We start from the raw sequence: 15,446 nt of genomic DNA, 5'->3' as shown, positions 1-15,446 counted from the left end.
TTGTTAAAGAACATTTTTGCTAACTTTCGTTAGCGGCTTCAGCGGTTTACCCTGAAGCGGGACGCGCATTCTACGCGTTTCGTTTTCAGTGTCAACATCTTTTTGAAATTTAATTTCTTAAGCTGCAACACTTAAAACAGCTTCAACAAACGTTGTTTCCAACCCCTTGAAGCGAGGCGCGTATTCTACGCCTTTCGATTATCATGTCAATACTTTTTGAAAACTTATTTTCTGAAGCATCTCTTTGAAAACCTCGCCACTATTGACTTACACAGTTAGTAGTGACTAGCTTTGGCAGTTCAGATTTAATCTTTCCTGTCGAAGCGGATGCGCATTTTAGGGAATTCTGAGACAAGGTCAATAACTATTTTAAAAAAACTGTCATATTTGTTTCGTTCGCTCATTTCTTGTGCCGCAGAGGCTATAAAGCGAGCATTTCTCGGCGTATAGTGCACCTATTGATAATTCAAACGAGGTTAACGATGCCTTTACGTCCATATAATAATATCCACCCTTCCCTCGGCGATGATGTATACGTCGATGAGTCCGCCGTCCTAGTTGGTGATATAACACTAGGTTCTGATGCCAGTGTCTGGCCTTTAGTCGCCGCAAGAGGTGACGTTAATACAATATCGATTGGTGCACGCACAAATATTCAAGATGGTACCGTCCTTCATGTTACCCGTCGTTCTGACAGCCAGCCCAATGGCTTCCCTCTTATTATCGGAGACGATGTCACAATCGGTCATAAGTGTATGCTGCACGGCTGCAAGCTTGGCAATAGAATATTAGTGGGTATGGGTGCCATTATAATGGATGGCGTGGTGGTCGAGGATGATGTGTTTATCGGTGCAGGTACCCTCGTTCCCCCCAACAAAACACTTGAAAGCGGATTTCTTTATGTGGGCAACCCCATGGTGAAGAAGCGCCCTTTAAATGATAAAGAGCGTCACTTTCTTGCTTTATCGGCGCAAAACTATGTGCAGCTTAAAGACGAGTACCTTCAACAGTCTTAAATCTTGCCCTCTATTTTGGCCGTAATGCTTTTATAACCTCAGCGGTGTCTGGGGTTTTCCCCGTCCAAATGGTAAAGGCTGCAGCGGCTTGTTCTACTAACATACCAAAGCCATCCACCGTAGCTAATGCGCCATGCTCCTTAGCAAAAGCCATAAACCGGGTTTCACCCCGGCCATAGGACATATCATAAGCCAGGGCGCATTGCTTAAAAGCGCCAGCTGACACCGCAGGTAAATCACCGGTTAAGCTTGCAGATGTACAGTTAATAACAATCTCTGCCTGCACATCGTCTAGCGCAGATTGGCCTACCGCCACAAAATTATCCTCACCGATAGCGTTAACAATCGCCTCTGCCTTAGACATGGTTCGGTTGGTTATAAATAAGCTAGCCACTTTCGACTTTAACAAAGGTTCCACTACGCCTCGCGTAGCCCCTCCCGCGCCCAGCAACAACACTCTCTTATTTTCAAGACTACCTACATGGCGTATAAGATCCGCCACCAGCCCCATACCATCAGTGGTATAACCTAATAACTTGTCACCTTGTTTGTGCAGCGTATTTACGGCCTGTGCGGTTTTAGCTTCAGCATTACAACTGCCTTCACAAAGCGTGTAAGCCCGTTCCTTAAATGGCGCGGTGATATTACAACCCACAACGCCTTCTTCATTAAAGAAAGCACTAACATCGTTTTCAAAATTATCGAGTTCGGATTCAATAATACGATAATCAATGTACTCACCGGTCAATTGAGCAAACATATTATGGATAGCTGGTGATAAACTATGAGCAATGGGATTACCAAACACTGCGAATTTTTTCATGGGCATTATTAATTTTCTACATAAATCAAAAAAAACATCAAAGGACCAAGCTTACCCAAATACGCCATATCAAAGTATTGGCGGTGCGAGTACTGTCCACCTTCTAGCGAATCGATTCTATGACATCATGGAACAAGATCCCATGGCAAAAGACTTATTAGCCATACATCCTTTACCACTAGATAGAATTCGTCGTGTATTTACCCTGTATCTAAGTATGTGGCTGGGTGGCCCGGATGATTATGAAAAACAGTTTGGCCACCCTAGACTACGGGCTAGGCACTTACCTTTTACCGTTACCCCGGCATTAAAGCGTCAGTGGATGTATTGCATGCGTAAAGCCATGATGCAGACGGTACATGATATTCAATTGGCGGAGCAATTACTCAGTGCACTGGATCAACTCGCTGAGCATATGATTAATTCAGAAGAGCGTTAAAAAAAAGCCCTCTTTTTCAAGAGGGCAAAAAGCAAGCTGCTGTAAAAGCAAAGAAATGATTAAAATACGTAGCCCACAGAAAGGGTGTAGACCCAAGGGTCGATATCCACATCAACACTGCCGGCCACGCCAGCTACCGTAAAGTCAGCAGTGGTACCGATATCAATGTAACGGATAGACGCATTGACCAACCATTTTTCATCCAGTTGGTAGTCAACCCCTACCTGTGCGGCTAACCCAAAGGAATTATCCAAGTCGAGATCAGAAAACGTTTGATCTTCCCGCGCATTGGTAAACTCTTCATCAAAGAAAATCGTGTAGTTTAAGCCTAATCCGACATATGGAGTAGCGGCCGAATCGGTATCAAAGAAATATACGGCACTAATAGTGGGAGGCAGATGGGTCACTTCACCTAACTTACCGTCACCAAGACCAAGTTCATTATCCGCAGTGTCGATTAACGTAACATCATGGGAAAAGGGTGTTGCCGCTAGTAATTCAATCCCCCAATTGGAATCGAACATATAAACAAGGTTCAAACCCAATTGCGTGTCAGAATCAACTTCAACGCCCATGCCTACGTTACCACCTAGCGCGTCTACGTTGACATTGCTTGAGTCATCATTTGGAGCCACTGTTGTTAAGCCTGCACGAACAATGATATCACCAGCTTCGTACGCCATAGCAGGAGATGTCATTGCGGCTAGAATAAGTGCTGCAAGGGTAGTTTTTTTCATTTGGTTTCTCTCGAGTGTTTAACGTTGATGTGCGTACTTTACGCCTCGAGAAAATCAATATCTTGATCTGGAACAAGTAAAAAAATCTGTTTTAGCTACAGACAATTAAGCTTGATCTAGGTCAAAATTCAAACTTATTAGATTACCAATTTGTAGGGGTCAACCACTTGGCCAATTTGGCTTCTGCGCTACCAGGAGGACAAGTATAGCCATATTCCCAACGGGCTAAGGGTGGCATAGACATAAGAATCGACTCTGTTCGCCCACCGGTTTGTAAACCAAACAGCGTGCCACGATCATAGACTAAGTTAAATTCCACATATCGCCCTCTGCGATACAGCTGAAACTCACGTTCACGCTCGCCATAGGATTGTCCTTTACGGCGTTCGACAATAGGCACATAGGCATCAAGGTAGCCATGACCCACCGCTTGCATAAAGGCAAAGCATTGTTCAAACCCCCATTCATTGAGATCGTCGAAAAACAATCCACCGACGCCACGGGTTTCATTTCGATGTTTAAGGTAGAAGTATTCGTCACACCATTTTTTATAATCGGCATACACATTGTCACCAAAGGGGGCGCAGAGTTTTTTAGCCGTATCGTGCCAATGTTGTACGTCTTCTTTAAATGGATAAAAGGGGGTTAAGTCAAAACCACCACCGAACCACCATATTGGTGCTTCGCCGGGTTTTTCGGCAATAAAAAAACGTACATTGGCATGGGAAGTCGGTACATAAGGGTTATGAGGATGGATAACCAGCGACACACCCATCGCCTGAAAACTGCGCCCCGCCAATTCTGGCCGGGATGCTGTCGCGGATGCTGGCATTGCCTCGCCGAACACATGGCTGAAGTTAACGCCACCTTGTTCTATTACGGCACCATTTTTTAATACCCGGGATCGCCCACCGCCCCCTTGCTCACGTTCCCATGAATCTTCAACAAACTGCCCTTTTCCATCAACCATTTCTAATGTCTGGCAAATATTGTCCTGCAATGACAAAAGGAATTGTTTAACTTGGTTTATTGTTTCGCTTGCATTAGCGATGTGGTTTTCATCAGACATAGTTAGTCTCGGATTATTTTTCCTGAATCACAGTCGCGAATTGTACTTGGTTTGTGCGCACTTCCCACACTGCCTTCTACATATACGACTTTATCTTTAAAGTAGGTTTTTGCCTCATCCAATGAGGTTGCTGGTTTAAGACCGGATGGATTGGCACTGGTTGACACCAACGGCTTCCCTAACCTAGCACACAATTCTCTGACAACCGGGTGAGCAGACACCCGCACAGCAATTTTTTCGTGCTCACCGGTTATCCATCGTGGCGCGTGGGCTGACTTAGGAAGAAGCCAGGTATTGTGGCCTGGCCACGAAGAAAATATTTCCGCCCGCATTGCCGGAGCCACCGCATTATCATTCACATAGGGTAGTAAGCGGGAGTAGGTATCGGCAACAAGGATCATGCCTTTTTCAACAGCACGATTTTTCAATCGTAATAATTGATATACCGCCATTTCATTATCTGGGTCGCATCCTATCCCCATTACCGCCTCGGTGGGGTAAACCAATAGGCGCCCCTGTATAAAAGCCGCTTTAACAGGGTCGTTCTCGTCGATATTTATTTCGGTCATCGTTAAGGATCTACTTGAAAATCGCAATTCGGTTGGGGACAACACACCTTGCCTTTCTTGGCAATAAGCAAAGTCCAGCCACAATCAGGACAGGTTCCCGCTACTGGGGGTGAGTTTACGACATACTTGCATTTAGGGTAATGATTACACGCATAAAAACGTTTGCCGTATTTGTTGGTTCTTTCAATGATGTGCCCGGTTTTACACTGAGGGCAGAGAAAATGGGTATCTTCCTGCTTTTTTATCGGCTCGATATAGTGACATTGAGGAAAGTCGGTACAGCCAATGAACATACCATAACGACCTTTCTTAATGGCAAGAGTATGCCCACATTCTGGACATAATGCCCCAGCAATTTCTTTTAGTGTGGTTGTTTGCTGATCATGGAGGGGTTTGCTAAAAGTGCATTTCGGATAAGCGGAACAGCCAATAAATGGCCCACTTTTGCTATTTCGGATATGTAAGTGACTGCCACATTCTGGACAGTCACCAAACGTATGTTCCAGGGCATGTTCATGGGCCGAGAATAAAGAATGATCAATTTTTGACATAAAGAATGCCGGTTACGCTCCTACTTTAGTGCAGTGTACCGTCAGACTCTTCAAATAAAAGATCTTCCATTTGCGCGTACGCATTCTCTTTACCAGGCACATTAAATAACACCATTAAAACAACCCACTTAAGATCTTCTAAACAGAATTCGGGAGAATCAATCTCCATCACTCTGTCGATGACCATTTCTCGCGTGGAAGCATCCAGCACCCCTACCTGTTCCAAGAACATCAAAAAGCCCTGACACTCAACATCCAAGCGCATTTGTTCTTCGTGGGTATAGATGCGGCTGACGCCTGACGAAATACCTTTGCAGAAATACGGTTTATCGTCCGTTTCCTGTAACGCAGCTAACTTCTCCAGCCACGCTAAGGCTTTGTAAATTTCATCATGATGAAAACCAGCGCGAATAAGTTCATCGGTTAACTCGTCCTGATCAACCCGGATTTCCGTTTCACTATGTATGAAATTCTCAAACAAGTACATGAGGATGTCGAACATGGTTTATTTCCCCCTCAATTTGACATAACCACCGGGTACCGGGGCTACAAGATCTCGCAGCTCATATTCGATTAATGCTGCCACTACTTCAGATACAGGCAGAGCGCTGCGTTCAGCAATAGTGTCAACGCTAGTCACATCAAACTCCACACTATCTAATAATTTATCCGTTGCCAAGTTTTCATCTTTACTTTTTTCTTCTGAACGAAAAGGAGCAGAGTTCGTCAAAGGAGGCAAACAGGCTATTTCTTCCAAAATATCCTTAGCGCAGACCACTAGCTTTGCGCCTTGTTGAATAAGAAAATGACACCCTTCAGTCACCGGATTAGCAATATTGCCCGGCACCGCAAATACGTCGCGCCCTAGATCTGCGGCCATATTGGCAGTTATCAAGGTGCCACTGTTTATTGTGGCCTCAACAACCAATGTTCCTGTTGATATTGCAGCAATTAAACGGTTGCGCTGAGGAAAGTGATGACGTCGAGGGGGCGTCCCTGGCCAGAACTCAGAAACCAGTAATCCATCATGCTCTAAAATACTCAGACGTAATTTAGCGTGTCGATGGGGATAGGTAATATCCGGCCCCGTTCCTAAAAAAGCAATGGTACGCCCAGGATGCTCCAACGCCCCTTTGTGCGCGGCAGCGTCTATTCCCGCAGCCAAACCACTGGTCACACAGATGCCATGCTGAGAAAGATTTGCGGCGATATCAGAAGCTACCGCTAACCCAGAAACCGAAGCTCGACGACTTCCCACGATGGCAATTTGCGGCCGCGATAACAACTGAACATTTCCATGGCAAAATAAAACAAGGGGAGGAGAAGTCAAAGACTGGAAGCCTTCGGGCCAGTGATGATGCTCTGAACATATAATGGTGTGGGCTTCAGATTCACGTTGCCACTTAAGCGCTAAATCAACCTTATCCCAAGCAATCCGGCGGCGAAGTACTTCTATATGATGCTGCATTGCTTTATCTAATAAGGATAAATTGTTCCCATAGATGAGCGTGGTAGGCGTTATAGCTAGCTCATCTAAAAGTTGACGCCATTTCAACGGCGTCATCTTGGGAACGGTGGCCATCGCTAATAAGGCGTTAAGTTGGCGGCCATCTTGTACGGTATTCATGCTGTAACTCCTTTCGTTACAGCATCTGTATGCAAAGACTAGGGGTTAGCGACGATGGCTCCTGTCTTCACAAGCTCTCGCGCCCGCGTGATAATACCGTAACTTGCTTTTTCGAAGGTTTTGAAAATAATAATTTCACCAATTTTGATTGCAGGTTGATGCACGGTACTGCCGTCATCAAACACGCTGTACAAAGCGTTATTTTCACCTGCGTATTGGGGCGTATCGCCATCAATAATATCGGGACCTTGCGCATAGACCCCCATTACCGTTCCAGGCTCAATGGCTTCGCTACCTAGGTCCACAATAACCACATCATGTTTACCCAGTAATTCACGCTGATGAAGATTCCCCACCACATGGCCATTTTGCTCCGATGTGGCAGCTTGCAATACTAAGTCCTGCGCCCCAGCAAATTCGCCATCATAAAGGCGATCCCCCCGTTGTGCTTCGAAGTTTGAATTGTTGACCTTCACCAACCATTGAAACGGTACGGTATCGTCAATCATTTCCGCGTCGGCGATATGAAGAACCTGTATGCCTAAGACATCACCATCGAGGTTCTTTATCGTAGACTGCCGACGTATAATCCGGTACTGATCCGAAGATCTACCATAGCTACGACTCACCACAATATCATCGGTAATAAAGCGAGTGTCGGCGGTTTGATTACCCATTAAATAGGGCAAATCCTGATAGGTTTCATCGGAAATCAATTCATTTTTATTAAGGTAGGGTTCGATGGCTGACCATGGCAGCGTACTGATGGGAGCCGGCTTAGTTTGTTTTCTCACCGACGGCCCCAAAGTGATGTGTTTTTTATCTCGTTGCACCACCAATTGAGGTTCACCATCAATCATTCTAATGGTGAGCACATCCCCCGGATAGATAAGATGGGGATTGATAATTTGCGTATTGTTTTGCCACAATTCTGGCCATAACCACGGTTGATCGAGAAATAAATTCGCGATGTCCCATAAAGTATCATTCCGTTCCACCGTATAGGTTTGCGGCGCTCCTTCTTTTAACGTCAGGCCAAATGCCTGCCCGGTAAGGCTGGCCAATAACAATACGCCTGCCGAGAAGAGTGTTGTACAGCTTTTTTTTAATATTCTCGTTGCCATGGTGTCGTCAACTGCTCCTGTTGAAATTATCGACATAGACTCTATATCGACCATCGAGGGTATTTATTCAGTGTTAGGTTTGAAAATTGAGATTTAACAAAAAACCTGCACGAAAAACCCCTTTATACGATAGAATAGTACCAGAAACCACCGAGTAAATAGTGCTGGTATTTGGATCGTATATTTATTCATACAAGCGAGCGAAGTTGAGCGACAGATGGCAATATTAGACGTGTTAAGTTTTCCTGATGAACGGTTACGCACCGTAGCGAAACCTGTAGAGTCAGTGAACGATGAAATAAAACAACTTGTTTCCGATATGTTTGAAACCATGCGGGACGAAAAAGGCATTGGTCTGGCGGCCACCCAAGTTGACCGCCACGTGCAGGTTGTGGTGATGGACGTGTCGGAAGATCAAGACACGCCGCGGGTGTTTATAAACCCAGAAATCACATCAAAAGAAGGCAGCACAGTCAGCGAAGAAGGCTGTTTGTCTGTACCGGGCAATTACGCCAAGGTCGATCGGGCAGAAAAAGTGACAGTTAAAGCGTTGGACGCAGACGGTCAACCCTTTGAGCTTGAAGCTGACGGCCTGCTCGCCATTTGTATTCAACACGAATTGGATCATTTAAAAGGCATATTGTTCGTGGATTATCTTTCGCCTCTTAAGCGTCAAAGAATTCGTAAGAAACTAGAAAAAGAAGCCCGTTTGGCTGCCAAGTCGTAATAGTAAGGACAAACGTGACGACACCTCTTCGTATTATTTTTGCCGGCACGCCGGATTTTGCCGCCGAGCATCTTCGGGCCATTGTGGATTCTGCACACCAGATTGTTGCCGTTTATACCCAGCCTGACAGACCCGCAGGTCGAGGGAAAAAACTCACGCCAAGCCCTGTAAAAGTGGTCGCACAAACCCATAACATTCCGGTATATCAACCACAGAGTTTGAAGGATCCAGAAGCCCAAGCCACTCTTGCAGCAATACAAGCCGATGTCATGGTGGTGGTTGCCTATGGTTTAATACTGCCCTTACCTGTTCTTCAAATGCCCGCGCTAGGCTGTATCAACGTTCATGGCTCCATACTCCCCCGTTGGCGCGGTGCCGCACCGATCCAACGTGCAATATGGGCCGGAGACAAAGATACCGGTATCACCATTATGAAAATGGATGAAGGACTCGACACAGGGGATATGCTGCATATTGAAACCACCCCCATCGCACCAGAAGATACCAGCGCGAGTTTGTACGCCAAACTTGCCCAATCCGGGCCTAAAGCCCTGCTTCATGTGCTTGACGATTTATCGACGTTTATCAGCCATGCACAAGTGCAAGATGACGAGCAAGCTACCTACGCGAAAAAACTCAGTAAAGACGAAGCGCAAATCAACTGGCAAGATTGTGCAGAACAAATTGAACGTAACATACGTGCGTTTTTCCCATGGCCCGTTGCTTGGATGAAGTTACCCGACTGTAACGTTAAAGTGTTGTCCGCTTCGGTTACCCAAACCCCATCAACGCAAGTACCGGGAACAGTGATTAAAGCAGACAAACAGGGGATCGTCGTCGCTACCGGCACAAGGGATATTTGTTTAACTGAGCTACAAATTCCTGGCAAAAAAGCCCTGCCCGCCGCAGATGTAATCAATGCCCGTCGCGCCTGGTTTACCGCCGGTGAACCCATTGGCGGTGCGACAGCATGAGCCACCCTTTGCCACGACAGAAAAACCTGCGCGCCGATACTGCTTGGGTGATTTATCAGGTGCTCGAACAGGGTAAATCCACACGAGAATGCCTGGCACAAGTACAACGACGTCACCAAGGTAAAGATAATGCGTGGATCCAGGAAATGTCGCTAGGGGTATTCCGTCACCTTCCTATTTTGCAACACTGGCTTCGCCAGTTGTTAGACAACCCCCTTAAGGGGAAAAAGAAGGTGGTGGAGCACTTAATCTTGCTAGGCCTGTACCAAATGGCCTTTAGTCGTGTCTCTACTCATGCTGCCGTAAGTGAAACGGTAAATGCAGCCCCCTATTTAGGCGCGATGTCGCTTAAAGGGTTAGTCAACGCGATTTTACGTAACTTCGAGCGCCAATCATTAAAAGATCAGAAAATAGACAACCCGATAATTAAGAGCGGCTTGCCAAAATGGTTGTTCAAAAAACTGGAAACGGCCTACGGTGACGAACTGGGCCCCCTCGTTGACAACATGAACCAAAAAGCCCCCATTTGGTTGCGGGTAAATCTTTTAGAGGTTTCACGTGGAGCATTTTGTCAGCAGCTGGATGATTTAGGTGTTACCTATACGCTGCCAGACGCTCAATCCGCGGGAATAATATTAACAAGTCGCGTGGATATTACCGCTATTCCCGGCTTCCAAGAAGGCTGGTTCGCAGTACAGGATGGCGCCGCACAACTGGCCGCCACGTATTTACAACCCCAAGCAGGCGACAACATTTTGGATTGTTGTGCCGCTCCTGGTGGTAAAACCGGACATATTTTTGAAATACAGCCTGATATTGGCCATTGCACCGCACTAGATGCTGATGAAACCCGGCTGCTGCGGGTGAAGGAAAATATGCAACGCTTACAGCATACCCCAACGATAATAACCGGTGATGCATTAGAACCGGGCACCTGGTGGAACGGTGAACAGTATGATCGTATTTTACTCGATGCGCCCTGCTCCGCCACCGGCGTTATCCGACGTCACCCCGATATTCGCTGGCTACGTAAAGCGTCAGACATTGAAGCACTGGCGGATTTGCAATCTCGTATTCTTGATACCATGTGGTCGCTATTAAAGCCTGGGGGTACCCTTCTTTATGCCACTTGCTCCATTCTCCCACAGGAAAATGTAGACCAAATTAAGCACTTTTTATCCCGCACCGGTGATGCACAATTGTCTACACTTACCGATGGTGAATCAACACAGAAACCAGGACGCCAGATCTTGCCAGGCGAGCAACAAATGGATGGTTTCTATTACGCGAGACTGATAAAGTCTTTGCATTAACAATAAAAAGCGTCAAAGGTATTAATGAAAATCATCATTCTTGGTGCAGGACAGGTTGGCGGTACCCTTGCGGAAAACCTGGTTGGTGAAAAGAACGAGATTACCGTCATTGATTCTGATCCTACCATCTTGCGGGCATTACAGGACAGACTCGATCTTCAAGTAGTTGAAGGCGTGGGCTCTCATCCTGATATCCTGAAAAAAGCAGGAGCCGAAGATGCGGATATGCTTATTGCTGTCACCAACAGTGATGAAAGCAATATGCTTGCTTGTCAGGTCGCCTACAGTCTATTTAAAACACCAACGAAAATAGCCCGAGTACGTAGCGAACAGTACATTATTTATCAAGAGCAACTGTACAAAGAACAAAACATCCCCGTTGACCACATCATTGCCCCCGAACAATTAGTCACCACAGCGATAAAGCGTCTTATTGATTATCCCGGTGCCTTACAGGTTGTTGAGTTTGCGGAAGGTAAGGCAAGCTTAGTGGCGGTAAAAGCCTATTATGGTGGTTTGCTGGTGGGGCATGCCTTATCGGCACTGAAAGAACATATGCCCAATGTGGAAACCCGTGTGGCAGCCATTTACCGCCGAGGTCGCCCTATTCGCCCCCTTGGCACAACGGTTATCGAAGCCGATGATGAAGTGTTCTTCATTGCTGCCACTAAACATATTCGCGCAGTGATGAGCGAACTGCAAAAACTGGAATCATCCTATAAACGGATCATGATTGCAGGCGGTGGACTCATTGGTGCTGGTTTGGCAAAACGTCTTGAACACAAACACAATGTTAAACTCATCGAGTTTAGTCCCACCCGTGCCCAATACCTGTCAGCCAATTTGGATAAGACCATTGTGTTTTCCGGCGATGCGTCTGATCCTGAATTGCTCAACGAAGAAAGTATTGATCAGGTTGATGCCTTCATTGCCGTGACCAATGATGACGAAGCCAATATTATGTCGGCCATGCTAGCTAAGCGGATGGGGGCACAAAAAGCCATGGTACTCATTCAACGCAGTGCCTATGTGGATCTTGTCCAAGGGGGTGAAATTGATATTGCGTTTTCTCCGCAGCAGGCCACGATTTCAGCGTTACTGACCCATATCCGCCGTGGAGACATTGTTAATGTTTACTCACTACGTCGCGGTGCCGCAGAAGCCATCGAAGCCATCGCTCATGGTGATAAAAACACATCAAAAGTAGTGGGAAGAGAAATAGGCAGTATTAAATTACCGCCAGGCACCACCATCGGTGCCGTGGTACGGGAAGATAACGTGATCATCGCTCACAGCGATACGGTTATCGAAGCCAACGACCACGTCATTCTCTTTTTGGTAGACAAAAAATACATCAACGATGTGGAAAAGTTGTTCCAGCCCAGTGCCTTCTTCTTTGGCTGATTAGCTTCGCCAGAAGGTAGGTGAAAACAACACCAATAAGGAAAAGACTTCCAATCGACCAAACAGCATGGCCAACACGAGCAGCCACTTACCTGGGTCGGTCACTTCAGAATACGTTCCTGCTACGCTGCCTAACCCCGGTCCAAGGTTGTTCAAGGTGGCGGCAGTGGCGGTAAAGGCGGAGATGTTATCCAGTCCTGCTGCAATCAGACCAATCATAATTACTACAAAAACAATAGCGTAAGCCGAGAAGAATCCCCACACGGCTTCCACTACCCGATCCGGCATGGCCCGTTCTCCTAACTTAACGGCATAAACCGCTTTGGGGTGAATAAGCCGGTCTACTTCTCGCTTTCCCTGTAAGAAAAGCAACAGTACACGCACGACCTTTAACCCGCCTCCCGTGGACGACGCACAGCCACCAATAAAGCTGGAGAATATCAATAATATGGGTAAAAAAGCCGGCCATGAAGAAAAGTCCGTGGTGGCAAAGCCAGCGGTGGTGCTAATGGAAACGGCCTGAATCATGGCTTGATCTAGGGCTTCTTCGGCAGAGGAGTAGTACCCGGTTAATGTCAACACAAGAAAGCACACAGAAATAAGTACGAACTGAATAAACAAAAAGGCTTTAAACTCGGGATCGCGGGTATAGCCTTTTAACGATCGAGAACTTGCCGCAGCATAGTGCAATGAAAAGTTCAGTGCAGCGATCATTAAGAACACCGAGCACACCACATTGACCATGGGGCTATCAAAGTAACCCAAACTGGCATCATGATTCGAAAAACCACCAATGGCAACGGTGGAAAACGCATGACAAACGGCGTCGAACCAGCCCATTCCCGCCAGCATATAAGCACCGCAACAGGCGATGGTTAAAGATAAATAAATATACCAAAGATGCTTGGCTGTATCGGCAATTCTCGGCGTCATCTTAGAATCTTTTACCGGACCTGGGGTTTCTGCCCGATACAACTGCATACCACCAACACCAAGTATGGGTAAAATGGCCACCGCCAATACAATGATCCCCATTCCTCCTAACCACTGCAATTGTTGTCGGTAAAATTGCACCGAATGCGGCAAAAACTCAATTCCTTCAATAACGGTGGCACCGGTGGTAGTTAACCCGGAAAAAGATTCAAAGAAGGAATCGGCAACGGACATACTTGGTTGTTCAAGAAGAATAAAGGGAATAGCGGCAAAACTGGCCAGTACGGTCCAAAACAGCACCACAATAAGAAAGCCTTCCTTCGCCCGTAAATCATTTTTTTGATAACGGTTGGGATACCACATGAAGGTGCCGGTGATCACACACAGAATAAACGCGATAATAAATGGAAGACCACTACCATCCTGAAAGATCAGAGAAATTAATGCGGGAGGGATCATAGTTACGCTAAATAGCGCCACAAGTAACCCCAGTATACGTACAATCGCACGGTAGTGCATGTTCCGATAAGCCTTATTGTTTTTCTTTCACTGCGCTTGGTGCCATTATGCGGTGAGGAAGACGAAAGGGAAAGACCCTTTCGTTAATCCATTGCCAGGACGGTTTCTACCATTTTATCAATGCCTGACTTTGCCTCAAGAATATCCTGCGCCAACATGTAGGCCGGTGTGGTCACCAGTTTCGCTTCGGTATCAATAACAATTTCATCGACCGCACAATTGACATGGGTGGCCCCCAGGGCCTCTAATCCTTCAGCCGTCGCCTTATCGTTGCCAATGGTTAATTTTCTGCCACTACCGTAAACCGCGGCGGCTAATGCCGGTGCTATACAGGCATATCCAGCGGGCTTACCGGCCTCGGCAAAGGCTTTACATACCGTAAGTACATCCTCATCAATTGAACACTCAGCACCATCAAGGGCAAAGGTACACAGATTTTTCGCCGCACCAAAACCACCTGGCAGGATCAGGGCATCAAAATCGTCAACATTGCACTCGGTGACCGGTTTGATCTCACCCCGTGCAATACGTGCCGATTCCACTAACACATTGCGGCTTTCCTCTTCTGCGACTTCACCGGTTAAATGATTAATTACATGCAGCTGCGGCCGATCTGGAGCAAAGCATTGATAGCTCGCTCCCTGTTCACGAATTGCCAATAATGTAATAACAGCTTCATGAATTTCCGCACCATCAAAAACACCACTACCACTTAAAATTACCGCTACATTTTTCATTCACACTCTCCCATTTCTGTCTGCCGCCCTTCTAAATCAAGGCTTATATCTTTTAAGATTAAAAAACAAACAATTCAAAGCAAAAAAATTCTGAAAAGCTGCTGTCACTCTTTGTTATCAGTATGCTACATTATCTGCCCGATTTGGTTAAACACTAAATCTGTAATTCACTAAGTTATCCACATTTTCAAGGAAGAATTTACTACTTAAGGAACTAACTACCCTATCCCTTTCAGGCCTCATTTTTAAAGATCTCCAGTGTGTACCACCAGAAGCGATCGTGCCCCTTGATCTCGCTTTAACCTCTTTTGATCACAAAGTTATCCACAAGGGATCCCGTAATACCGATCATTCCTCCATTGGCGTTACGCCCTTGCCTGTGGCATCCTTCAGACTTTCACGTTCCCACGATTAAAAAAGTCTATGTCTGAAGATAAAAAACCGCCCTTTATACTGGTAGACGGATCCTCCTATTTATTCCGCGCTTTTCATGGTATGCCGCCATTAACAAACTCAAAAGGTCAGGATACCGGCGCAATTTACGGCGTCATCAATATGCTACGAAGCCTGATACGGCAATATCATCCTACCCATATCGCCGTGGTATTTGACGCCAAAGGTAAAACATTTCGGGATGACATGTATGCCGAATACAAGGCCAATCGGCCACCCATGCCTGAAGAACTGCGATCGCAAATTAAGCCCTTGCACGAAATCATCAGAGCCATGGGGTTACCTATTATTGTGGAAGACGGCGTAGAAGCCGATGATGTTATCGGCACATTATCCCGACAAGCCGCTGAAAAAGGAATAGATACCCTCATTAGCACCGGCGACAAAGACATGGCCCAACTGGTCAATGAACATGTGACATTGATCAATAC

17 protein-coding genes are annotated in these 15,446 nt (G+C 46.2%); 7 read left to right on the top strand and 10 right to left on the bottom strand.

Annotated elements, in window-relative coordinates; translation table 11 throughout:
• Positions 1-482 precede the first annotated feature (482 nt).
• Complete coding sequence (locus V5298_RS15970; RefSeq protein ID WP_332932443.1) at positions 483-1,016, top strand: gamma carbonic anhydrase family protein; 534 nt, start codon at positions 483-485, stop codon at positions 1,014-1,016.
• A 10-nt stretch (positions 1,017-1,026) separates the two neighbouring features.
• On the opposite strand, the gene aroE is transcribed toward V5298_RS15970, so the two are convergent.
• A complete protein-coding gene (gene aroE / locus V5298_RS15965; protein ID WP_332932442.1) occupies positions 1,027-1,839 on the bottom strand; it encodes a shikimate dehydrogenase in 813 nt (270 codons plus the stop codon).
• On the opposite strand from aroE, the gene V5298_RS15960 reads away from it, so the two are divergent.
• A complete protein-coding gene (locus tag V5298_RS15960) occupies positions 1,838-2,278 on the top strand; it encodes a group II truncated hemoglobin (RefSeq protein WP_332932441.1) in 441 nt (146 codons plus the stop codon). The two genes, aroE and V5298_RS15960, sit on opposite strands and share 2 nt — an antisense overlap.
• A gap of 59 nt (positions 2,279-2,337) precedes the next feature.
• On the opposite strand, the gene V5298_RS15955 is transcribed toward V5298_RS15960, so the two are convergent.
• The 7 genes from V5298_RS15955 to V5298_RS15925 form a co-directional block, all read right to left on the bottom strand.
• Entirely contained in the window at positions 2,338-3,015 is a 678-nt protein-coding gene (locus V5298_RS15955) for an OmpW family outer membrane protein (RefSeq protein WP_332932440.1), read from the bottom strand.
• 142 nt (positions 3,016-3,157) lie between these two features.
• A complete protein-coding gene (gene hemF / locus V5298_RS15950) occupies positions 3,158-4,084 on the bottom strand; it encodes an oxygen-dependent coproporphyrinogen oxidase (protein ID WP_332932439.1) in 927 nt (308 codons plus the stop codon).
• Between the two features lie 2 nt (positions 4,085-4,086).
• On the bottom strand, positions 4,087-4,653 hold the full coding sequence (locus V5298_RS15945; protein WP_332932438.1) for a Sua5/YciO/YrdC/YwlC family protein: 567 nt from the start codon (positions 4,651-4,653) through the stop codon (positions 4,087-4,089).
• Positions 4,654-4,655: 2 nt separating this feature from the next.
• Positions 4,656-5,204 (bottom strand): DNA topoisomerase family protein, encoded by a 549-nt coding sequence (locus V5298_RS15940; RefSeq protein WP_332932437.1) that lies wholly within the window; start codon positions 5,202-5,204, stop codon positions 4,656-4,658.
• A 25-nt stretch (positions 5,205-5,229) separates the two neighbouring features.
• Positions 5,230-5,706 (bottom strand): DUF494 family protein, encoded by a 477-nt coding sequence (locus V5298_RS15935; RefSeq protein ID WP_332932436.1) that lies wholly within the window; start codon positions 5,704-5,706, stop codon positions 5,230-5,232.
• 3 nt (positions 5,707-5,709) lie between these two features.
• The gene (gene dprA, locus V5298_RS15930) at positions 5,710-6,831 is read right to left on the bottom strand and encodes a DNA-processing protein DprA (RefSeq protein WP_332932435.1); all 1,122 of its coding nucleotides are present in this window, start codon (positions 6,829-6,831) and stop codon (positions 5,710-5,712) included.
• Positions 6,832-6,869: 38 nt separating this feature from the next.
• Positions 6,870-7,991, bottom strand: a complete 1,122-nt coding sequence (locus V5298_RS15925) for a LysM domain-containing protein (RefSeq protein WP_332932434.1) — start codon at positions 7,989-7,991, stop codon at positions 6,870-6,872.
• A 181-nt stretch (positions 7,992-8,172) separates the two neighbouring features.
• On the opposite strand from V5298_RS15925, the gene def reads away from it, so the two are divergent.
• From def to trkA, 4 genes are read left to right on the top strand one after another with little or no spacing between them, the layout of a single operon-like run.
• The gene (gene def, locus V5298_RS15920) at positions 8,173-8,682 is read left to right on the top strand and encodes a peptide deformylase (protein WP_332932433.1); all 510 of its coding nucleotides are present in this window, start codon (positions 8,173-8,175) and stop codon (positions 8,680-8,682) included.
• Positions 8,683-8,696: 14 nt separating this feature from the next.
• The gene (gene fmt / locus V5298_RS15915) at positions 8,697-9,656 is read left to right on the top strand and encodes a methionyl-tRNA formyltransferase (protein WP_332932432.1); all 960 of its coding nucleotides are present in this window, start codon (positions 8,697-8,699) and stop codon (positions 9,654-9,656) included.
• Positions 9,653-10,969, top strand: coding sequence for a 16S rRNA (cytosine(967)-C(5))-methyltransferase RsmB (rsmB, locus tag V5298_RS15910; RefSeq protein WP_332932431.1), 1,317 nt, complete (start codon positions 9,653-9,655; stop codon positions 10,967-10,969). Before fmt ends, rsmB begins: the two co-directional genes overlap by 4 nt.
• A gap of 24 nt (positions 10,970-10,993) precedes the next feature.
• Complete coding sequence (gene trkA, locus V5298_RS15905) at positions 10,994-12,373, top strand: Trk system potassium transporter TrkA (protein WP_332932430.1); 1,380 nt, start codon at positions 10,994-10,996, stop codon at positions 12,371-12,373.
• Here the strand turns inward: trkA and V5298_RS15900 are convergent, their stop codons facing one another.
• Positions 12,374-13,825 carry a TrkH family potassium uptake protein gene (locus tag V5298_RS15900; protein WP_332932429.1) on the bottom strand — a complete coding sequence of 484 codons (1,452 nt, stop codon included), beginning with the start codon at positions 13,823-13,825 and terminating at the stop codon, positions 12,374-12,376.
• 83 nt (positions 13,826-13,908) lie between these two features.
• Entirely contained in the window at positions 13,909-14,562 is a 654-nt protein-coding gene (elbB, locus tag V5298_RS15895; RefSeq protein WP_332932428.1) for an isoprenoid biosynthesis glyoxalase ElbB, read from the bottom strand.
• Positions 14,563-14,985: 423 nt separating this feature from the next.
• On the opposite strand from elbB, the gene V5298_RS15890 reads away from it, so the two are divergent.
• Positions 14,986-15,446: 5'-3' exonuclease (locus V5298_RS15890; protein WP_416351192.1), on the top strand; the 461-nt coding region annotated here is incomplete at its 3' end.

Source organism: Alteromonas sp. 14N.309.X.WAT.G.H12, assembly GCF_036697315.1.
Lineage (GTDB): Bacteria > Pseudomonadota > Gammaproteobacteria > Enterobacterales > Alteromonadaceae > Alteromonas.
Note: the sequence above shows the minus strand (reverse complement) of the source record. Positions and strands in the feature narration are given on the sequence as shown.